We start from the raw sequence: 20,468 nt of genomic DNA, 5'->3' as shown, positions 1-20,468 counted from the left end.
TTTTTTAAAATGAAAATGAGATTATTTAGTAATCGTCAATTCGTCGATAATATTTTTAGCTCCTGCGTATTTGTCAATAATCCAAAGTACATAACGAATATCTACGTTGATAGTTCTTTGCAATTTAGAATCGAAAATTACGTCTCCAGCCATTGCTTCGATGTTTCCGTCAAAAGCGATTCCGATCAATTCTCCTTTTCCGTTAAGAACTGGCGAACCTGAGTTTCCTCCTGTAATATCATTATCTGTCAAGAAGTTTACTGGCATATAACCTGCTTTATCAGCATATTGTCCGTAATCTTTTTTCTTGTTTAATTCTAATAAACGAGATGGCAAGTCAAATTCCTGATCTCCTGCTTTGTATTTTTTAACCATACTTTCCATTGTAGTATAGTTGTTGATTTTAGCATCATTGCGAGGATCTGCAGGTAAAGCGCGAACTTTTCCGTAAGTCAACCTCAACGTCGAGTTTGCATCTGGATATTTAATTGCGTTTAATTTAGATTCTCTTAAACCTTCAACCAATTTACGGTAAGCAGTTGCAAAACCATCATCCGCTTTTGCCTGATCGTCTGTTTTAGCACGGTATTTTGTCATTAAATCATTCGAAATAATATACAACGGATCGTGTACAATTGCCAATGGTTTTGGATCAGCTAAAAAGGCTAATACTTTTTCCTTACTAGTAAAATAACTAATTTCAGTTGCTTTTGCTACATCAGCAGTAAAGTCACCATTGTTAGCCGTTTTCATTTTTGCAATTTCTGGCGCAAGTCCGTACTCAGCAGCTTTAGAAGCATATAAATTCAATTGTGCCGTTAAAATATCTTTTTCTAAAGGAGCATAGAAATCACCATAAATGTTTTCTACCATTGCATTAATTTTAGGAAGCATTTCTGCTTTTTTAGCATCATTTTCTTTGTAATAAGCGATTAATGCGTTTCCTAAATTAGCTGGTGCAGTTGCATAGCTAGAAGTACGTAAAAGCTGCATCAAATAATTATCGTGACGTGCTTTTAAGTTTGTCTCTCTATAGTAATCGTTGATAGTCGGAATTACATTCTCGTACTTTTCTTTATTAGCAGGTTTGCTTGCCCACTCATAAAATTTATCTTCTTGCTCTGCTTTTGTATCAACCGTTCCTGCTTTTGTTAAAGCATCGATCATACCTTGACGGTTTTTCCAGTAGTTTGCAGTCGAAGCATATTTAGAAGCGTACTGTAAACGAACAGTTGCATCTTTATCCATATACTTTTTCATTACATCCATTCCTGTTTTTGCACCTTCAACCCAAGCAGGATAAGCATATTTAATGTTTTGCTCAATTCCTCCAGCTGGCATCCAACGGTTTGTTCTTCCTGGATAACCTAAGATCATCGCAAAATCATTTTCTTTTACACCTTTTAAACTAACAGGTAAATAATGTTTTGGTTTTAAAGGCACATTGTCTTTTGAGTAAGCAGCTGGATTTCCATCTTTGTCAGCATAAACTCTAAACATAGAAAAATCTCCCGTTTGACGAGGCCACTCCCAGTTGTCTGTATCTCCACCAAATTTACCAACACTTTCAGGAGGAGTACCCACTAAACGAACGTCTGTATAATCTTGGTAAACAAAATAGTAATATTCATTTCCTTGAAAGAAAGGACGAACAGATACTGTGTACTTTCCATTTTCGCTGTTTTCTTTTTCGATCAAAGCGATTTCTTGCTGAATGATTTTGTTTCTTTCCGTTTCTGTCATAGTACCATTTACTTTTGACAAAATTCTTTTCGAAACATCATCCATACGAACGAAGAAACGAACGAACAAAGATTTAGGTTTTAGTTCCTCAGAACGGCTTTTTGCCCAAAAACCATCTTTTAAATGATTTTGTTCTGCAGTTGAAAGTTCTGCAATTGCACTATATCCACAGTGGTGATTAGTCAATACCAACCCGCTGTTTGAAACGATTTCTGCAGTACAACCTCCATTGAATTGTACAATCGCATCTTTTAAGCTATGGTGATTAATGCTGTAAATTTCTTCGGCTGTCAATTGCAAACCCATTTTTTCCATATCTCTATGGTTCAATCTTTCGATAAACATCAAAAACCACATTCCTTCATCAGCTCTCATTGGGAAAGCCATAAGGCACATGGTCAAGAATAAAATTACTTTTTTCATGTTATTTTGTTTAAGTGATGCGAATATAAGCCTTTTTAGCAATTATTCCATTCAAAACAAATTCAAAATTGAACATGTTTTCGCTTTTTTAGCCTTTTATTAAGAATTTAACATTAATCCATTCAAAAGCAGGACGCGGATTATACGGATTCGCTATTGCGAAGACGCAGATTAAAACTGATTTTTTTTTTAAATCTGAATTGATCCACGACTTTACGAAGTAAATCTGTTTCATCTGCGTTCTTAATGCCATTATTATCACAAACAAAAAAAGGCATTCTGAGAAAACAGAATACCTTTTCAAAGTAGTATAAAAATCCAATTTTATTCATTAAGCATTTTCCAAAGCCTGTCTTTCAAATCTGTCAAACCTTGTTGTGCAACAGACGAAATAAACATATACGGAACATCTTTGAAAGAAACATCTAATTCGGCTTTCAATTCAGCTTTCAATTCATCATCCAGCATATCGCATTTTGAAATTACGACAAGACGTTCTTTGTCTAACATTTCAGGATTGTATTTAGTCAATTCGTTCACCAAAATATCATACTCGGCTTTAATATCAGCAGTATCCACTGGAATTAAAAACAACAAAGTCGAATTACGCTCAATATGACGCAAGAAATAATGACCTAAACCTTTTCCTTCCGCAGCACCTTCAATAATTCCAGGAATATCAGCAATTACAAAAGATTGAAAATCTCTGTAGGCCACAATTCCAAGATTTGGTTTTAAAGTCGTAAACGGATAATCGGCAATCTTTGGTTTAGCTGAAGTTAATACAGATAATAACGTAGATTTTCCAGCATTTGGGAAACCAACCAAACCAACATCTGCCAAAACTTTTAATTCCAAAATCACATCCATTTCTACACCAAGCAAACCTGGCTGTGCATAACGAGGAGTTTGGTTTGTAGAACTTCTAAAGTGCCAGTTTCCTAAACCACCTTTTCCTCCTCTTGCAAGAATCTGTTTTTCTCCGTGTTCTGTAATTTCAAAAAGTGTCTCTCCAGTTTCTTTGTCTTTTACAACAGTTCCCAATGGCACTTCAATGATTTTATCTTCTCCATCTGCACCTGTGCTTCTGTCAGAACCTCCATCTCCACCATGACCTGCTTTAATGTGACGTGCAAATTTTAAATGAAATAATGTCCAGAGCCCTTTATTTCCAACTAAATACACATGTCCTCCACGACCGCCATCTCCACCGTCCGGACCTCCTTTTTCAATAAATTTCTCTCTATGTAAATGCGTAGAACCTTTTCCTCCTTTTCCGGAAGAAACATATATCTTAACGTAATCTACAAAATTTCCTTCTGTCATTTTTCTAAGTGTTCAGTCGCAGTCGCAGTTTTCAGCACCAAACAAGACCGAAAACTTTAACCGAAAACTATAATTTATCTTTTATTCAACCTCAGTCTAAGTTACCAGTGCAAACTGCGACTGTAAACTGTGACTGTAAACTTTAATTTTTACTCTTTTAATGCTTTCACAAGCACTTTATCAATCTTAACGCCATCCATATCGACAACTTCCAAGACAAATTTCTGCCAAACTAATTTTTCACCTTCTTTCGGAATATGCGAAAGCTCAGTCATAATCATTCCGCTTACGGTGTTTACTTCGTAATCGTTTGTCAGTTCGTCCAATTCGAAATACGTTAAGAAATCGTGTAATGAATAATGTCCGTCAACCAGCCATGAACCGTCTTCTCTTTCGATAAGCTGGAATTCATCTTTATAAAATTCTGATGCATCACCAACTAAAGCTTCCAGAATATCATTCAACGTAATCATACCTTGAAAAACTCCATACTCGTCTGAAACCAAAGCGTAGTGAATTCCTGTTTTCTTGAAGTTTTCTAAAGCTTTATAAGCTGTAGTCTGCTCCATTAAATAAGGCGCTTCAGTTATTATAGATGAAAAATCAAAATTATCATTTTCAATATTGGCAAAAATATTTTTTAGAGTTGCAACTCCAACTATATCATCATAATTATCGTTGTATACCGGATAAACTGCATGAAGATCCTGAACAACCAGCTCTTTAATTTTTTCTTTATCGGCTTTTAATGGCAGCATGTCAACCGACTTGCGGTGCGTCATTAAAGAATTTACTTTTCTATCACCGATATGAAAAACACGCTCCACAATATCTTGTTCAATTTCTTGAACTTCTCCAACTTCGGTTCCTTCTTTAATGATGGCTTTAATTTCTTCTTCTGTAACTTTTCCATCAGCAGTTGGCTTTATTTGAAAGACATTCAATAAAAAATCTGTTGAGGAAGTTAAAAGCCAAATAAATGGAGCCGTTATAATCGAAATGACTTTCATTGGCATTGCAACCATTTTTGCAATTGCTTCTGGATAATTTAATCCGATTCGTTTTGGAAGTAATTCTCCTAAAACCAAAGAAAAGAAAGTTAAAACTACAACTACAATTCCCACTGCGATTGAATGCGCGTAAGGTTTTAGAACTGCAATTCCTGCCACAAAAAGTTCAACATCTGCTGTGATTTTGTCACCAGAATAAATACCCGTCAAAATTCCGATTAAGGTAATTCCGATTTGTACTGTAGATAAAAACTTATTTGGGGAATTGGCTAAATCGAGTGCTGTTTTAGCACTTTTGTTGCCTTTTTTCGCTGCTGTTTCCAACCTGTTTTTACGGGCCGAAATCAATGCGATTTCAGACATGGAGAAAACTCCGTTTAATAGAATTAGAAAAAATATAATTAGTATTTCCAATTGATAGTGGATTCGTTATAAAATGGTCTCGTTAAATGTAATTTGTAATCTTAAATATAAATGGCTGTCAATTAAAAAACTAATTTTTCTAACCCAAAAACATTGATTGTCAAAAACATTTGAAAAGCCCGTTTTAGAGTTAGAAAAATAGTTCTTTTGCGTCCCGATAACTATCGGGCTGTAACGTACAGCTGGAAAAAGCTTCTACAAATTATCTATAACTGACGTTAAGCGCTCTGTAATTTGTTCGATAGTTCCGATACCGTCTACAGCATGAAACTTACCTTGTTCTTTATAATATCCAATTAGAGGAGCTGTTTTCTCATTATATTCCTGATATCTCACACGAATTTTTTCTTCGTCCTGATCATCAACTCTTCCGCTTGTTTTTCCTCTTTCTAATAGACGTTTTACCAAAATTTCGTCATCAGCTTCTAAAGCGATTGTTGCTGTTACGCTTGATCCGATTGTTGGCAAAAATTTATCTAAAGCTTCTGCCTGATTGATTGTTCTTGGGTAACCGTCGAACAAAAATCCTGCTGTATCTGGATGTTTTTTCACCTCATCAATTAACATGGCAGTTGTCACTTCACAAGGAACCAATTCTCCATTGTCCATAAAAACTCTTGCTTGTTTTCCTAGTTCAGTATCATTTTTTAAATTGAAACGAAAAATATCTCCTGTCGAAAGGTGTGTTAAATTGTATTTCTCTTTTAAAAATTCTGCCTGAGTTCCTTTTCCTGCACCAGGCTTTCCAAATAAAACGATGTTAATCATAATTGAAATGAGTGTTGTTACTTCTGTCTTTCAGAAGTCTTTAAATGAATATTTAGTTGTGTTTTGTTATTCTGCTAATTTGTAAATTTCGGTTAGGTTTCTTCCTAAACCATCGTAATCTAAACCGTAACCAACAATAAATTTATTCGGAATTCGAATTCCGATATAATCTATTTTGATGTCTTTTTTGTATGCTTCCGGCTTAAAGAACAAAGTCGCGATTTTAAAATGCTTTACGTTTTGTGCTTTAAACAAATGCTTTAATTCTTCAATAGTATTTCCAGTATCAATAATATCTTCAATGATAATTACTGTTCTTCCTGAAAGATCCTGATTGATTCCAATTAATTCTTTAACGGTATTTGTCGTTTCAGTTCCTTCGTACGAAGCCATTTTTATAAACGAAACTTCACAAGGCTTTTTATATTTTTTCAGAAAATCTGACACTACCATAAAAGCGCCATTAAGAACCCCAATAAAAATTGGTGTGTCATCACCAAAATCGTCTTCTACCTGTGCCACCATTTTAGTTAAAGCAAAATCAATTTCTTTAGCCGAAATAAACGGAACAAATTGTTTATCGTGAAGTTGTATCATTATTTTTCTTTTTAAAATAATGGACAAAGATAAAGAATTAGAACTTAACAGCTTCTATCAAAATAAACTGTATCGAGATATTTTTTATGAATGTTAAATATCAGTTAATGTTTACAAATTATTCCTTTACAATATTTTAAATTTCAGTAAATTGTTGTGTAATAATCATTTAACTCCAGAAAAAAGATGAAAAACCCCCTAAATCTATTATTTATATCACTATTAGCCTTAGCAACTGGTTGTAATGGACAAGTAAAAAAAGAAAAAGAAACCTTAGCTAAACAGCCTGGCAATGTTGTGAAAACTGCTGTCGGAGATATTACACTTCCGCCTCCCTATGCAACCGAATCCAAAACCAACAATAGCAAAGTAATTGGATGGCCAGCTGGCAAAACACCTCAAGCTCCCGAAGGTTTTACCGTTACCAAATTTGCTGACGGATTCGAAAATCCGCGTTGGACTTATATTGCACCAAACCAAGATATTTTTGTGGTTGAAAGCGGAACAAGATCGAGTAAAAACCAAATTACGGTTTTAAGAGATAAAGACAAAGACGGGAAATTTGAAACTCGTCAGGTTTTTATTTCGGGATTAAACAAACCCTTTGGAATGTTAGTTTTAAAAGACTTTTTCTACATTGCCAATACCGACGGATTATACCGCTATCCTTATAAAAATAATCCGCTGAAACTGGAAACAAAAGGAGAAAAAATACTTGAACTTCCCGCGGGCGGCTACAACAATCACTGGACAAGAAATCTATTGGCAAGTCCTGATGGAAGCAAAATCTATGTTTCTGTAGGTTCTGGAAGTAATAATGGAGAAAACGGAATGGATAAGGAAATTCGTCGTGCAGCAATTCTTGAAATTAATCCAGATGGAACTGGCGAAAAAATCTACGCTTCGGGACTGAGAAATCCTGTCGGTATGGATTGGAATCCTGTGAATAAAGAACTTTGGACAGCCGTAAACGAACGTGACGAATTAGGAGACGAACTGGTTCCTGATTATATTACCAGCGTAAAAAGAGACGGTTTTTACGGATGGCCTTATTCTTATTTCGGAAGTATTCCTGATCCAAGAATGAAAGGTGAAAGAAAAGATCTAGTCGAAAAAGCAATTGTTCCAGATGTTGCAGTTGGTTCTCACACTGCTTCATTAGGATTGGCTTTTTATACTAAAGATAAATTTCCGGCAAAGTATAAAAACGGCGCTTTTGTTGGTCAGCATGGTTCTTGGAATCGTTCTAAAATTTCAGGTTATAAAGTTTTATTCGTTCCTTTTAAAGACGGAAAACCTTCCGGAAAACCAGAAGATTTTTTAACCGGATTTATTTCTGACGAAAACAAAGCAGAAGTTTATGGTCGCCCTGTTGCGGTAACCGTGATGAATGACGGATCGCTTTTGGTAAATGATGATAGCAGTAATACTATTTGGAAAGTGACAGCTAACAAGTAAATTACAATATTTAAAACCCAAATCCTAAAAATTAGATGCCCCAAAAACAATCGTTAAAAAGTAACTCCAATTATAAAAAAGAAAATTTTAAACACATAGAGACATAGTCCCGACGTTTCGGGATTGTTTAAAAAGATGTTATTAAGAAAACTCGTTTTTCACACATAGTTTTTCTATGTGGCTTTTGACAAGTAAAACGCCTTTTTTGCCTCAATCCATACTATGTTTCTATGTGTTAAATAAACCGCATTTTAATCCATCCCCTTTTTTATGCCTTTCAAAAAATATTTTCTTCTCCTTTTTGTCTTTTTTGTTTCTAAAAATAGTTCCGCACAAGAAAAAGAAGTTCAAAATATTGATTCGGTCAAAACTCAAAAACTGAACGAAGTTTTAATAAGCCCGCTTCACATTAATAGCGATTTGCAAAATAATCCAGCTTCAATTGGTATTTTATCCGAAAAAGAATTGCTTCGAAACAACACTACAGACATCAGCAATATTATCAATACCATTCCTGGCGTTTTTATGCAATCGTCCAATATTACTACAACGCGAATTTCGATTCGCGGAATTGGCGCTAGAACTCCATACGGAACCAATAAAATCAGAGCTTTTTACGGAAGTATTCCATTAACTTCTGGAAACAGTGAAACGGTAATTGACGATATTGATCTTCAAAACATCAGTCAGGTTGAAGTTATAAAAGGGCCTCTTTCAAGTATTTATGGTGCTGGTTTGGGAGGAGCGATTTTGATTTCGCCAGAAACATTCAATAAAGGAAATTATCAAGCTGAAGTTAATTCTGTTTTTGGCTCTTTTGGATTATTGAAAAACAGAGTTGGTTTTAATCTGAATGAAAAAAGTTCTTTTTTAAACCTGAGTTATCATAATTTAAAAACAGATGGCTGGCGCAAAAACAGTGCTTACAATCGTGAAGGAATTACACTTGGCGGCCAATTATTCAGGAAGAAAAACAGCAAACTGACGTATTTCTCCAATTACACTTATTTAAAGGCATATATTCCGAGTTCTATTAATAAAACGACTTTCGAAAATAATCCGCAGGCAGGCGCACCCACTTGGGTTGCTTCACAAGGTTTTAAAGAATACAAATCGACTATGGGCGGATTGGCTTACGATTTTTCAATTAATGAAAGCTTAAAAAATTCCACTTCCGTTTTCATCAATTATAAAGACAGCAACGAACCGCGCCCTTTTGATATTTTGCGTCAATATACTTTTTCTTCGGGCGCAAGAATGCAGTTTTCGGGAAATTTTAAAATCGGAAAAATTAAAAATCAATTTATTGCTGGACTGGAATATTTCAGAGATAATTATAGCGGAAATACTTTCGAAAATTTATATCAGCAAAATAATGGAAACGGAAGTTTACAAGGCGACCAACTCTCGACAACCGATCAGAAAAGGCATTTTTACAATATTTTTTCGCAAATTAGAACCTTACTTTCTGATCAATTTGAGATTCAGGCAGGTTTAAATTACAACAAAACCAAATTTGAATTGCAGAATGATTTTCCCGCTTCCGCGAATAATCCGAAGGAAGAATATAGTTATGATGGTATTTTTTCACCTAAACTTTCTTTCTTATTCAAACCAAATGAAGTTCAAACTTTTTACTTTTCTGCAAGCAAAGGATTTTCTCTTCCTGCAACCGAAGAAACGTTAACTTCGGCGGGAAATATCAATCAGAACATTAAACCCGAAACAGGTTACAATTTTGAATTAGGAAGCAAACTTCATCTTTTTAGCAAAAAACTATATGCTGAAATTGCAGTCTATCGAATGGAAATTAAAGATTTATTAGTCGCCAAAAGAATCGGAGACGATCAATACGAAGGTGTAAATGCGGGAAAAACTTTTCATGAAGGGATCGAAATCACATTAAATCACAATTGGTCAATTAATAAAGTTTTCAATTTAAACTCCTATATAGGAACTTCAATCGGAAATTATGAATTTAAAGAATTTGTTGATAACGGAAATGATTATTCTGGAAACAAATTAACTGGGGTTCCAGCCAATACCGCAAGTGCAGGTTTTAATTTCAATACCAATTCAGGATTTTATTTTTCAGCCGATTTTCAGTTTACAGATAAAATTCCGATGAATGATTCAAATGCCGATTTTTCAGATTCATATTCTTTATTAAATTTAAAAACAGGATATCAATTTGAAATTTTATCGGGATTAAAAGCACATTTAGACGCAGGAATAAATAATGTTACGAACGAAAAATACGCTTCGATGATTTTAACTAATGCAACTGCTATCGGAAATGCGCAACTAAGATTTTACTATCCAGGATTACCTATAAACTATTACGGAATTATCTCATTAAATTATTTATTTTAGTAGCGTACTAAATTTCAAAGACAATGCTTTCCGAACTGCAGAAAAAACTGGATTATGTTAATGCTTATAGAGAAAACCGCCTCAAAACCGCGCAAGATGTTTTAGAAAACCCTTCACTTTTCAGCGCATTAGTTTCGATTTGTTTTTCACCCGAAGACAAAAACAACCACAAAGCCTGCTGGATTTTAGAATTTGTTTCTTACGAAGAATTGCTTTGGCTCCAGCCTCACCTCGATTTTTTCTGTTCCAATCTAAAAGTTTTAAAGGACGAAAGTGCCATGCGCCCGATTGCAAAAATCGTTCAGCTTTTAGTAAAATCACATTATAAGAAAAGCGAAAACAGCATCAAACTCTCCGAAGAAAATCTTCAAGACTGCATTGAAGCTTCTTTCGATTGGCTGATTAACGATACAAAAGTCGCTACAAAAGCCTATTCGATTAGAACTTTATACATTTTAGGGAATTACTATGACTGGATTCACCCCGAGCTAAAAGTGATTCTTGATAAAGATTTCGGTGATCATTCAGCCGCGTATAAAGCCGTCGCCAAAGAAGTTTTGAAGAAAATAAAATAAGTTTTTGATAGCCACTAATTCACAAATTATTTTTATGCACAAAGCAAAAGTAAATTTGTGGCTCGAGCGACAGCGAACAGGCGAAGCAAATTCGGGACGGAAAAAAAATGCAAAATAATTATTTTACGTATATTTGCAAAAACATTACGTATATGAATACTAAACTCACATTATCTTTAGAGAAAGAAGTTATCGAGCAGGCAAAATCGTATGCAAAAAAAACAGGCAGAAGTTTATCTGAGCTGGTAGAAAGTTATTTTAAAAATCTAACAGAAAAAGAACAAACCTACGATGACATTCATCCTAAAGTTAAAAAACTGATTGGAAGAATTACATTACCACCAGATTTTGATGAAGAAAAAGTAAAAGAGGAACACTATAGAGAGAAATATGGCCTTTAAAAACATTTTTCTTGATACTAATATTCTGGTTGATATTGTTGCGAATAGATTCCCATTTTCAAAAAATGCTATTTCAATTTTCGACTATTGCCAACGTCATAAAATTAAAATGTATTCTACATCGCACTCTCTTGCAACTGTACATTATATTGCAAAAAAAGTGGTTGATGAAAAAGAGTTGCGTTCCATTATTGAAGATTTGCTAGACACAATTTCAATAATAGCAGTAACTGAATCGATTTTGAAAAAAAGTTTAAAATCCAACCATAAAGATTTTGAAGATGCAATTCAGATTACATCAGCACAATCAATAAATTCAATGGATTGTATTATTACTAGGGATTTGAAAGACTTTAAATTTTCTGAAATCAATGTTTACACTCCAGATGAATTTCTTAACACACTATAAAACAATGAATTATTTTTCTTCTGATTTTAAATTAGGAATATTAGGTGGCGGACAATTAGGTAAAATGCTTTTGTTCGACACTAGAAAATTTGATATACAAACTTACGTTCTAGATCCGAGTGATGAAGCGCCAAGTAAAATTGCCTGCAACAAGTTTTTTCAAGGCGATTTAATGGATTATGATACTGTTTACAATTTCGGAAAACAAGTCGATGTTTTGACTTTCGAAATCGAATTGGTAAACCTTGAAGCTTTAACGCAATTGGAAAATGAAGGTTTAAAAGTATATCCGTCTCCAAAAACCTTAAAAGGAATTCAGAATAAAGGCGTTCAAAAAGATTTTTACGCTAAAAATAATATCCCAACCGCACCTTTCGAAAGATTTGAAAATTTAGATAAATTAAAAACTGCTGTCACATCGAGCGGAGTCGAGATGCCTTTTGTTTGGAAATGCACCGAATTTGGTTATGACGGAAACGGAGTGAAAATAGTTCGCCAAGCATCAGATTTAGATACATTGCCAAATGTAGAATGCATTGCAGAAACTATGGTTCCGTTCAAAAACGAATTGGCGGTAATTGTGGTTAGAAATCCATCAGGAGAAATGAAAACGTATCCGGTTGTCGAAATGGAATTTCATCCAGAAGCAAACCAAGTTGAATACGTAATCTGCCCGGCAAGAATCGACGATAAAGTAGCTGAAAAAGCAAGAGCAGTTGCCTTAAAAGTTTCAGAAAACTTCAATCACGTTGGTCTTTTAGCAGTTGAAATGTTCCAGACTCAAGATGACGAAATTTTGGTAAACGAAGTTGCGCCACGTCCGCACAATTCTGGACATTATTCTATCGAAGCAAGTTATACTTCACAATTCGAAAATCATTTACGCGCTATTTTAGATCTTCCGTTAGGAAATACAGACAGCAAAGTTGCCGGAATTATGGTAAATTTAGTCGGTGCCGAAGGTCATTCTGGAAATGTTGTTTATGAAAACATTGAAACCATTTTAGGATGGAACGGCGTTACACCACATATTTACGGAAAAAAACAAACTCGCCCTTTCAGAAAAATGGGACACGTGACAATCGTAAATGAAAATATGGCTGAAGCAAGAAGAATTGCACAGGAAGTGAAGAATACTATTCGAGTAATTAGCGCTTAAGTTAGTTTTCAGTCGCAGTCGCAGTCACAGTTTACAGTAAATAATAAAATATATTTTTTAAGTCTCAGTAACAACTTGAAACCTGAAACTTAAAACTTGAAACAAATTAAAAACAATGAGCAAAGTAGCTATTATCATGGGAAGCATCTCAGACATGCCAGTTATGCAGGATGCAATCGACATATTAAAACAATTTAATGTTGAAGTTGAAGTAGATATCGTTTCGGCACACAGAACGCCGGAAAAATTATTCGATTTCAGCAAAAACGCACACAATCGCGGGATTTCAGTAATAATTGCCGGAGCGGGCGGTGCAGCGCATTTACCTGGAATGGTAGCTTCAATGTCTCCGCTTCCTGTAATTGGAGTTCCAGTAAAATCAAGCAATTCTATTGATGGCTGGGATTCTGTATTATCAATTCTGCAAATGCCAGGCGGAGTTCCTGTTGCAACAGTAGCTTTAAACGGAGCAAAAAATGCTGGGATTTTAGCAGCACAAATCATCGGAAGCCATGACAAAAAAGTTTTAGATACTATTATTTCTTATAAAGAAGAATTGAAAGCGGCGGTTAATAAAGCGGCTGAAAGCTTAAAATAGTATTCAGTCTCAGTTTTCAGTCACAGTGAACACTGAAAACTGAGACTGAGACTGAAAACTCAAAAAATAAACTCTTTAGTCTCAATTTCATACTGAAAACTGAGACTGAGACTGAAAACTAAAAATATGAGCGTATTAACACAATATTTCAACACCAAGCATAACACAGCGCCTTTTTCGCAAATTAAAATCGAAGATTACGTTCCTGCTTTTCAGGAAGGAATTGCTTTGGCTAAAGCCGAAATTGATGCAATTGTAAATAATCCAGATGAGCCGACTTTTGAAAATACCATTGTCGCAATGGATTTTTCAGGCGACATTTTAGATCGTCTTTCTAGTATTTTCTTCAATTTGAATTCGGCTGAAACGAATGATGAAATGCAGAAAATTGCTCAGGAAGTTTCGCCTTGGCTTTCTGAATTTGGAAATGACATTCGCTTGAATGCTGATTTATTTGCACGAGTAAAAACCGTTTACGATCAAAAAGAAAATTTGAACCTCAACCCTGAACAAACAACTTTATTAGATAAAAAATACAAAAGCTTCTCAAGAAACGGAGCAAACTTGCCAGAAGACAAGAAAAATCAACTAAGAGAAATCGACAAAGAATTATCGAAATTGAGTTTGCAGTTTGGCGAAAATGTTTTGGCAGAAACCAATAACTTCGAAATGCATTTAACGGATGAAAAAGATTTGTCAGGTTTGCCGGAAGGAACAATCGAAGCGGCAAGATTATTAGCCAAAAATCAGGAAAAAGAAGGCTGGATCTTTACTTTAGATCATCCAAGTTACGTTCCGTTTTTGACTTATGCCGATAATCGCGAATTACGTAAAAAAATGGCAATTGCTTTTGGAGCAAAAGGTTTCCAGAAGAACGAATTCAACAACGAAGAAATTGTTTTAAAGATTGCTAAACTTCGTCATGAAAGAGCCAATTTATTAGGCTATAAAACACACGCTCATTTTGTTCTGGAAGAAAGAATGGCAGAAAGTCCGGAGAAAGTTTTTTCTTTTTTAAATGATTTATTAGCAAAAGCAAAACCAGCAGCTCAAAAAGAATTTGCTGAATTAACCGCTTTCGCGAAAGAATTAGACGGAATTGAACAATTAGAGAAATGGGACGGCGCATATTATTCTGAAAAATTAAAACAGCAGCTTTTCAATTTAGATGATGAAAAACTGAAACCCTATTTTCAATTAGAAAAAGTTTTAGATGGCGCGTTTACCGTTGCTAAAAAATTATACGGATTAACTTTTACCGAGGTCTTTGATATTGATAAATACCACGAAGAAGTTACGACTTACGAAGTAAAAGATGCTGATGGCAATTTAGTTTCGATTTTCTACGCTGATTTCTTTCCAAGAAAAGGAAAAAGAAATGGTGCATGGATGACTTCATTCAAATCTCAATATGTGAAAGATGGCGTAAACGAAAGACCGCACATCTCTAATGTTTGCAACTTCACAAAACCAACCGAAACAAAACCTTCATTATTGACTTTTAATGAAGTTACCACTTTATTTCACGAATTCGGTCACGGTTTACACGGAATGTTAGCTGATACGGTTTACCCAAGTTTATCTGGAACTTCTGTTTATTGGGATTTCGTAGAATTACCAAGTCAGATTATGGAAAACTGGTGTTACGAGCCGGAAGCTTTAGCTTTGTTTGCAAACCATTACGAAACGGGAGAAATCATTCCGATTGAATATGTTCAGAAAATTAAAGAAAGTGCAAGTTTCCAAGAAGGTTTAGCGACTTTACGCCAATTAAGTTTCGGATTATTAGATATGGCTTGGCACGGACAAAATCCAACCAACATCACAGATTTGAAAACTTTCGAGACAGAACAATTTGCCAACACACAATTGTATCCTGATGTAAAAGAAAATGCAATGAGTACGGCATTTTCACACATTTTCCAAGGCGGATATTCTTCTGGATACTATAGCTACAAATGGGCGGAAGTTCTGGATGCAGATGCTTTTGAATATTTCCATGAAAATGGAATTTTCAACGAAGATATTGCTAAGAAATTTAAAGATAATGTTCTTTCAAAAGGAGGAACAGAACACCCGATGACTTTGTACAAACGTTTCAGAGGTCAAGAACCTAAACCTGAAGCTTTGTTGAAGAGAGCAGGATTACTTTAGACTTTCTAGATTTTTAGACTTCTTGGACTATTAGATATTTTTGAAACCGAAGCTTTCTTTTCTGCTTCGGTTTTTTTATTTGATTTTTCTTAGAAATAAATTTAGCTATCTTCGTATTTTAAATCATAATCTTACAAATCCAAGCCGTGAAAAAATATTTTAAAATAGCGCTTTATCTTGCCATTATCGGATTGATTGCCGTTGTTTCTGTAAACTATTATGTAAAATCTTCAACAAAAACTAAGATTTATTATTCAGCTAAAAAGTTCCCAAAGAATGATGTCGGAATTATTTTTGGCGCAGGAATTAACGGAAATCAGCCAAGCAAATATTTAAAAGATCGTTTGGATGCTGGGATTATGCTTTGGAAAGCCAAACGCATCAATAAAATTTTACTTTCCGGAGATAATGGTCGTGATGAATATGATGAATTAACGGTGATGAAAAATTATTGTTATAATCATGGCGTTGACACTACCAAGATATTTATTGATTATGCGGGTTTTGATACTTACTCGACAATGTATCGTGCCAAACATATTTTCAAAATTAAAAGAGCAACCTTAATTTCTCAGAAATATCATTTAAATCGCGCTATTTATATCGGACAAAAACTAGGAATTAAATGTGTTGGATATTCCGCAAACAAGGGAGAATATTTAGGTTATAAATATGTTTGCTTTAGAGAATATGGTTCTATTTTCAAATCTTTTTTTGATGTTTTACGAAATCGCGAACCTCGCTTTTTAGGAACTCAAATTGATATAAATGGAGAATCCAACTTTTCTAAAGAAGATAAACGATAAAAGTATTGAAGAACATTTTGCTCCGCTGGAGCATTCTAATAAAAAAGGCTGTCTCGAAAGTAGACTGCACCCAAAAGTTTAGACAAATTTATAATTAAGTTTTAAAAATAAAGAACTTTCATCTTTACTCTTTGTTCTATTTTCTATTCTCTTTACTCTTTCTCCAAAACTCTATTTGCTAATTTTCCAACTGTCAATCCTTGAACAACAATAGAAAATAAGACTACAATATAAGTTACTTCCAATAAGAGGCTTTTGTATTCGCTCTCTGGCATAGAAAGCACTAATGCGATAGAAACTCCACCACGGATTCCACCCCAAACTAAAACCATTAAAGAGCCTTTGTTGTAAGCCGATTTGATTCCGAAAAATTTAAATATATCAAAGAATTTCCACGGTAAAACTATAGAAGTTAATCTTGAAAAGAGTACTATAAAAATAGCGACGAATCCTGTCAGCAATTGCTTATTTAAATCTGGCAACAATAACAATTCAAAACCAATAAATAAGAACAAAACAGCATTTAAAATTTCATCTATAAGTTCCCAGAATTTGCCTAAATAATCTTTAGTCACTTCACTCATGGCAACTTTTTTGCCATAGTTTCCAATAATCAATCCGGCAACAACCATCGCCAATGGACTAGAAACATGTAAACTTTGGGCAATTAAAAATCCTCCCATTACAATAGAAAGCGTTATAAGAACAGAAACTTTATAATCATCAATTTTCTTCATCACCTTAGACGCTGTAAATCCAAAAATTGCTCCTAATAAAAGTCCACCAATTCCTTCTTTAATAAATAACCAAGATATTGAACCGAAAGTAGCATCAAATTTCGGATCGGTCGCCATTTTTAGAACAACGGCAAACATTACTACTGCTACCCCGTCATTAAACAATGATTCACCAACGATTTTAGTTTCTATTCTTTTAGGAACTTTGGCTTCTTTTAAAACTCCCAAAACCACAATTGGATCGGTTGGAGAAATTAAGGTTCCAAAAACCAAACAAAATATATAAGGAATAGTTATACCTAAAAGTGGTGCTATATAATAAAGCAGAACAGAAATAATTAAGGCTGATAAAACGACACTTACTGTCGAATAAATCATGATCGGAACTTTTTGTTCTTTAAGATCAAACATGTTTACGTGTAAAGCTCCTGCGAATAAAAGAAAGTTCAACATCGCTCCCATCAGGATTTCGTTGAAATCAAATTCTTTTATCAAATCAAAAAAGTGCTTTGTCGTTGCAGGGAAATAAGAATCTCCCAAAAGGCGAATTCCGACTGAAACCAGCATAGCAATAATCATAATTCCGATGGTTCCTGGAAGTTTTAAAAATCTTAAATTTAAATAGGCGAAGAAAGATGCTAATACAATCAGCACCGAAAAAGTGTAGTATAATTCCATAAAAAGTGATTTTTACAAAAATAGCTGTATCATGATGCAATCAAAAGTTTCGAGAGGCAAATTAACACAATTTTACAATTCATTAAATAAGTTTCAATTATTTTTGAAAGTTTAAAAACTTTTACATACATTTGATCCATGGAATTCAAAGAAGCAAAAAATAAGTTTGTACAAACCTGGGGAGCATTAGGTTCTCAGTGGGGAATTAATAAAACGATGGCACAGATCCACGCTTTATTAATGGTCTCAAACGAACCTGTTTCTATGGAAGACATTATGGAAGAATTGCAAATTTCCCGCGGAAATGCTAGTATGAACCTAAGAGCTTTAATGGATTGGGGAATTGTTTACAAAGAATTTAAAGCCGGAGAAAGAAAAGAATTCTTTACAGCTGAAAAAGATCTAGATGAATTAGCTGTAAAAATTTCGAGAGAAAGAAGCAAAAGAGAAATCAAACCAGCTCTGAAAATCTTAAAAGAAGTTTCGACAATTGAAGCTAAAGATTCAGCTGAGGAAAAGCACTTCGTTGATCAGACCACTAAGCTCTATGATTTTGTTTTAAAAGCTGACAATATGTTGGACAAAATGACTGAATTTAATGATAACTGGCTTGGAAAATTGTTTATAAAAATGATGAAATAAAAAAATTTAATTAAAACTTTCAATTTTTTCTGAAAGTTTAAAAATAACAATAATTATGAAAATTTTAAACCTTGTAAATATCTTTTTAGTTGGAATCCCAATAATTCTTACTGCACTGGGTTTAATAACTCAGCAAAGTAATGGCAATTTGATTGGCTATGCTCTACTGTTTGTAATGTTAACCAGCTTATTTCAAGTTATTATTGGTATTCTATTACTGCTTAACCACCCAACAGACAAAATGCTGAGATTTTATAATTGTGGTGTTTTGCTTTTTGTGTTTTGCTGGATATGCAACGTAAACATTAAATATTTTCAAATTCTAGAATATCTTCAGTATGCTTTACCACCCATTCTAGCAATCTATTTTTCTGCAATAATTTATAAAAAAGCAAACAGATGAATTTCAACATTATTGGATATTTAATCTATCTCGGCATTACAACTTTCATCATTCTAAAAGTTGGAAAAATCTGCTACAAAAACGGAAATATTTACGTTGCAGATTTAATCCCAAATCACGTGGATATTTGTCAAAGAATAAATCACGTTTTGCTCTTGGCCTACTATCTTTTGAACATTGGCTATTGTGCAATGACTTTAATTTCCTGGCAAAAAATTATCTCTTCTACTCAAGTAATTGAAACGATTTGCATCAAAACAGCTGTCATAATTTTTATTATTTCAATTCTGCATTACCTCAACATTTTAATTATAACTAAATACATTCAAAAATTAATTAACAACAACAAAAATTAAATATTATGGAAACTACAAAAATCTTAATCGGATACGGAATTTATTTACCAGTTGCTTTATTTTTAACTTATTACGTTTCTAAAACACTTTTTAAAAACGGAAAAATCTTTATGCTTGATATATTTAAAGGCCGTGAAGAAATTGCTGAAGCAACCAACAAACTTTTTGAAACTGGATTTTATCTTTTAAATATTGGTTTTGCTTTAATGATTTTGGAACTGCAATTAAGCCAAGACAGCTATCAGGAATTAATTGAAAGATTGAGCTATAAAATTGGTGGATTTTCTATTTATCTTGGCATCATGTTATTCTTCAATTTATACTTCTTTTTTAGAGGAAAAAGAAAAGCAAAAGAAGCTCAAAGAGAAGAAAGATTGGTTTTTAAAGCTTAAAATTATTTGCTACGAATCGCACGAATTTTCACTAATTATTTTTAATGCAGACTGTACAAATTTTAAAAATTCGTGTAATTCGTGGCTAAAAAAATCAACACAATGAACAAACTCATTATAGCATCTGGAACTGGTTTTCTCGGACAAGTTTTAGTAAATCATTTCAAAAATAAATTTGAAGAAATTGTAATTCTGACTCGTGGAAAATCTCAGACAATTGACAGAATTAAATATGTAAACTGGAATGCCAGAACTTTTACCGGTTGGGAAAAGGAATTAGAAAACGCAACAATTTTAATTAATCTTGCCGGAAAATCTGTCGATTGCCGTTATACCAAAAAGAATAAAAAAGAAATTCTTTGGTCAAGAATTGAAAGCACGAAAATTCTAAACAAAGCAGTTTTAAAATGTCAAAATCCGCCGAAACATTGGTTGAATTCATCAACAGCAACTATTTATCGTTTTTCATTAGACAAACAAATGGATGAAGTTGATGGCGAAATTGGAAATGACTTTTCTATAAATGTTGCTCTTTCTTGGGAAAAAGCATTTTTTAAAACCGAAACTCCGCATACTTTAAAAACAGCTTTGCGAACTTCTATCGTTTTAGGTAAGAATGGCGGTGCTTTTGTTCCGTTAAAAGCTTTAGCTAAAATTGGTTTTGGAGGAAAACAAGGAAAAGGAAATCAGTTTGTAAGTTGGATTCATGAAGACGATTTTGCTAATGCAGTTGATTTTATTATTGAAAAAGAAATGACTGGTGTTATAAATGTTGTTTCTCCTACTCCAATTCGAAATATTGATTTTATGCAGAAACTTAGAAAAGCGGTTGGTTTTCCATTCGGAATTCCGCTAAATAAATTTTTCTTAGAAATTGGATCTTTTTTGATTCGAACTGAAACTGAATTGGTTTTAAAAAGTAGAAATGTGATTCCGAAACGACTTTTGGAAAATGGGTTTGAATTTAAGTTTGGGGAGATTGATAGAACTTTTCGAGATTTAATATAGACCTCAAATTCACACAGTTTTGTCATTTC

The 20,468-nt window shown here is 33.8% G+C and carries 20 protein-coding genes; 14 read left to right on the top strand and 6 right to left on the bottom strand.

What is annotated here, in order from left to right; all coding sequences use genetic code 11:
* Nucleotides 1-21: 21 nt before the first annotated feature.
* From GR162_RS14045 to hpt, 5 genes are all read right to left on the bottom strand, one after another.
* Nucleotides 22-2,166, bottom strand: coding sequence for a S46 family peptidase (locus GR162_RS14045; RefSeq protein WP_160782688.1), 2,145 nt, complete (start codon nucleotides 2,164-2,166; stop codon nucleotides 22-24).
* Between the two features lie 324 nt (nucleotides 2,167-2,490).
* Nucleotides 2,491-3,492 carry a GTPase ObgE gene (gene obgE / locus GR162_RS14040; protein WP_008464249.1) on the bottom strand — a complete coding sequence of 334 codons (1,002 nt, stop codon included), beginning with the start codon at nucleotides 3,490-3,492 and terminating at the stop codon, nucleotides 2,491-2,493.
* Between the two features lie 149 nt (nucleotides 3,493-3,641).
* Nucleotides 3,642-4,916 carry a hemolysin family protein gene (locus GR162_RS14035; protein ID WP_160782687.1) on the bottom strand — a complete coding sequence of 425 codons (1,275 nt, stop codon included), beginning with the start codon at nucleotides 4,914-4,916 and terminating at the stop codon, nucleotides 3,642-3,644.
* A 204-nt stretch (nucleotides 4,917-5,120) separates the two neighbouring features.
* Nucleotides 5,121-5,693, bottom strand: a complete 573-nt coding sequence (locus tag GR162_RS14030) for an adenylate kinase (protein ID WP_008464247.1) — start codon at nucleotides 5,691-5,693, stop codon at nucleotides 5,121-5,123.
* A gap of 66 nt (nucleotides 5,694-5,759) precedes the next feature.
* Nucleotides 5,760-6,290, bottom strand: coding sequence for a hypoxanthine phosphoribosyltransferase (gene hpt, locus GR162_RS14025; protein ID WP_160782686.1), 531 nt, complete (start codon nucleotides 6,288-6,290; stop codon nucleotides 5,760-5,762).
* A 186-nt stretch (nucleotides 6,291-6,476) separates the two neighbouring features.
* Between hpt and GR162_RS14020 the strand changes: the two genes are divergently transcribed.
* From GR162_RS14020 to GR162_RS13980, 9 genes are all read left to right on the top strand, one after another.
* Nucleotides 6,477-7,748, top strand: coding sequence for a sorbosone dehydrogenase family protein (locus GR162_RS14020; protein ID WP_160782685.1), 1,272 nt, complete (start codon nucleotides 6,477-6,479; stop codon nucleotides 7,746-7,748).
* Between the two features lie 270 nt (nucleotides 7,749-8,018).
* Complete coding sequence (locus tag GR162_RS14015; protein ID WP_160782684.1) at nucleotides 8,019-10,121, top strand: TonB-dependent receptor; 2,103 nt, start codon at nucleotides 8,019-8,021, stop codon at nucleotides 10,119-10,121.
* Nucleotides 10,122-10,144: 23 nt separating this feature from the next.
* Nucleotides 10,145-10,696: a hypothetical protein gene (locus tag GR162_RS14010; RefSeq protein WP_008464243.1), complete on the top strand. Its 552-nt coding sequence runs from the start codon at nucleotides 10,145-10,147 to the stop codon at nucleotides 10,694-10,696.
* Nucleotides 10,697-10,848: 152 nt separating this feature from the next.
* Nucleotides 10,849-11,097, top strand: coding sequence for a DUF6364 family protein (locus GR162_RS14005; protein ID WP_008464242.1), 249 nt, complete (start codon nucleotides 10,849-10,851; stop codon nucleotides 11,095-11,097).
* Nucleotides 11,087-11,506, top strand: coding sequence for a PIN domain-containing protein (locus tag GR162_RS14000; protein WP_160782683.1), 420 nt, complete (start codon nucleotides 11,087-11,089; stop codon nucleotides 11,504-11,506). Before GR162_RS14005 ends, GR162_RS14000 begins: the two co-directional genes overlap by 11 nt.
* 4 nt (nucleotides 11,507-11,510) lie before the next feature.
* A complete protein-coding gene (locus tag GR162_RS13995) occupies nucleotides 11,511-12,665 on the top strand; it encodes a 5-(carboxyamino)imidazole ribonucleotide synthase (RefSeq protein WP_160782682.1) in 1,155 nt (384 codons plus the stop codon).
* Nucleotides 12,666-12,780: 115 nt separating this feature from the next.
* Nucleotides 12,781-13,263: a 5-(carboxyamino)imidazole ribonucleotide mutase gene (gene purE / locus GR162_RS13990; RefSeq protein ID WP_008464237.1), complete on the top strand. Its 483-nt coding sequence runs from the start codon at nucleotides 12,781-12,783 to the stop codon at nucleotides 13,261-13,263.
* Between the two features lie 126 nt (nucleotides 13,264-13,389).
* A complete protein-coding gene (locus tag GR162_RS13985; RefSeq protein ID WP_160782681.1) occupies nucleotides 13,390-15,417 on the top strand; it encodes a M3 family metallopeptidase in 2,028 nt (675 codons plus the stop codon).
* 146 nt (nucleotides 15,418-15,563) lie between these two features.
* Nucleotides 15,564-16,223 carry an ElyC/SanA/YdcF family protein gene (locus GR162_RS13980; RefSeq protein WP_160782680.1) on the top strand — a complete coding sequence of 220 codons (660 nt, stop codon included), beginning with the start codon at nucleotides 15,564-15,566 and terminating at the stop codon, nucleotides 16,221-16,223.
* Nucleotides 16,224-16,375: 152 nt separating this feature from the next.
* Here GR162_RS13980 and GR162_RS13975 read toward each other — a convergent pair whose 3' ends face one another.
* Entirely contained in the window at nucleotides 16,376-17,638 is a 1,263-nt protein-coding gene (locus tag GR162_RS13975) for a sodium:proton antiporter (RefSeq protein ID WP_160782679.1), read from the bottom strand.
* 138 nt (nucleotides 17,639-17,776) lie between these two features.
* Between GR162_RS13975 and GR162_RS13970 the strand changes: the two genes are divergently transcribed.
* The 5 genes from GR162_RS13970 (at nucleotide 17,777) to GR162_RS13950 (ending at nucleotide 20,439) form a co-directional block, all read left to right on the top strand.
* On the top strand, nucleotides 17,777-18,280 hold the full coding sequence (locus GR162_RS13970; protein WP_160782678.1) for a GbsR/MarR family transcriptional regulator: 504 nt from the start codon (nucleotides 17,777-17,779) through the stop codon (nucleotides 18,278-18,280).
* Nucleotides 18,281-18,335: 55 nt separating this feature from the next.
* Entirely contained in the window at nucleotides 18,336-18,683 is a 348-nt protein-coding gene (locus GR162_RS13965) for a hypothetical protein (RefSeq protein WP_160782677.1), read from the top strand.
* Nucleotides 18,680-19,039: a hypothetical protein gene (locus GR162_RS13960; protein WP_160782676.1), complete on the top strand. Its 360-nt coding sequence runs from the start codon at nucleotides 18,680-18,682 to the stop codon at nucleotides 19,037-19,039. The genes GR162_RS13965 and GR162_RS13960 overlap by 4 nt, the downstream gene beginning before the upstream one ends.
* A 5-nt stretch (nucleotides 19,040-19,044) precedes the next feature.
* Nucleotides 19,045-19,431: a hypothetical protein gene (locus tag GR162_RS13955; RefSeq protein WP_160782675.1), complete on the top strand. Its 387-nt coding sequence runs from the start codon at nucleotides 19,045-19,047 to the stop codon at nucleotides 19,429-19,431.
* A 102-nt stretch (nucleotides 19,432-19,533) separates the two neighbouring features.
* On the top strand, nucleotides 19,534-20,439 hold the full coding sequence (locus GR162_RS13950) for a TIGR01777 family oxidoreductase (RefSeq protein ID WP_160782674.1): 906 nt from the start codon (nucleotides 19,534-19,536) through the stop codon (nucleotides 20,437-20,439).
* Nucleotides 20,440-20,468: the final 29 nt, after the last annotated feature.

The sequence above is a fragment of the Flavobacterium sp. HBTb2-11-1 genome, from assembly GCF_009826975.1.
Lineage (GTDB): Bacteria > Bacteroidota > Bacteroidia > Flavobacteriales > Flavobacteriaceae > Flavobacterium.
The sequence above is the reverse complement of the archived record's forward strand: the minus strand, read 5'-3'. Positions and strand labels throughout refer to the sequence as shown.

Coding starts and splice junctions, on each gene's coding strand:
- GR162_RS14015 (WP_160782684.1), top strand. CDS start 8,019: ATGCCTTTCAAAAAATATTTTCTTCTCCTTTTTGTCTTTTTTGTTTCT.
- obgE (WP_008464249.1), bottom strand. CDS start 3,492: ATGACAGAAGGAAATTTTGTAGATTACGTTAAGATATATGTTTCTTCC.
- GR162_RS13960 (WP_160782676.1), top strand. CDS start 18,680: ATGAATTTCAACATTATTGGATATTTAATCTATCTCGGCATTACAACT.
- hpt (WP_160782686.1), bottom strand. CDS start 6,290: ATGATACAACTTCACGATAAACAATTTGTTCCGTTTATTTCGGCTAAA.
- GR162_RS13950 (WP_160782674.1), top strand. CDS start 19,534: ATGAACAAACTCATTATAGCATCTGGAACTGGTTTTCTCGGACAAGTT.
- GR162_RS13955 (WP_160782675.1), top strand. CDS start 19,045: ATGGAAACTACAAAAATCTTAATCGGATACGGAATTTATTTACCAGTT.
- GR162_RS14045 (WP_160782688.1), bottom strand. CDS start 2,166: ATGAAAAAAGTAATTTTATTCTTGACCATGTGCCTTATGGCTTTCCCA.
- GR162_RS13985 (WP_160782681.1), top strand. CDS start 13,390: ATGAGCGTATTAACACAATATTTCAACACCAAGCATAACACAGCGCCT.
- GR162_RS13965 (WP_160782677.1), top strand. CDS start 18,336: ATGAAAATTTTAAACCTTGTAAATATCTTTTTAGTTGGAATCCCAATA.
- GR162_RS14005 (WP_008464242.1), top strand. CDS start 10,849: ATGAATACTAAACTCACATTATCTTTAGAGAAAGAAGTTATCGAGCAG.
- GR162_RS13970 (WP_160782678.1), top strand. CDS start 17,777: ATGGAATTCAAAGAAGCAAAAAATAAGTTTGTACAAACCTGGGGAGCA.
- GR162_RS13975 (WP_160782679.1), bottom strand. CDS start 17,638: ATGGAATTATACTACACTTTTTCGGTGCTGATTGTATTAGCATCTTTC.
- GR162_RS14020 (WP_160782685.1), top strand. CDS start 6,477: ATGAAAAACCCCCTAAATCTATTATTTATATCACTATTAGCCTTAGCA.
- GR162_RS14000 (WP_160782683.1), top strand. CDS start 11,087: ATGGCCTTTAAAAACATTTTTCTTGATACTAATATTCTGGTTGATATT.
- GR162_RS14030 (WP_008464247.1), bottom strand. CDS start 5,693: ATGATTAACATCGTTTTATTTGGAAAGCCTGGTGCAGGAAAAGGAACT.
- GR162_RS14010 (WP_008464243.1), top strand. CDS start 10,145: ATGCTTTCCGAACTGCAGAAAAAACTGGATTATGTTAATGCTTATAGA.
- GR162_RS13995 (WP_160782682.1), top strand. CDS start 11,511: ATGAATTATTTTTCTTCTGATTTTAAATTAGGAATATTAGGTGGCGGA.
- purE (WP_008464237.1), top strand. CDS start 12,781: ATGAGCAAAGTAGCTATTATCATGGGAAGCATCTCAGACATGCCAGTT.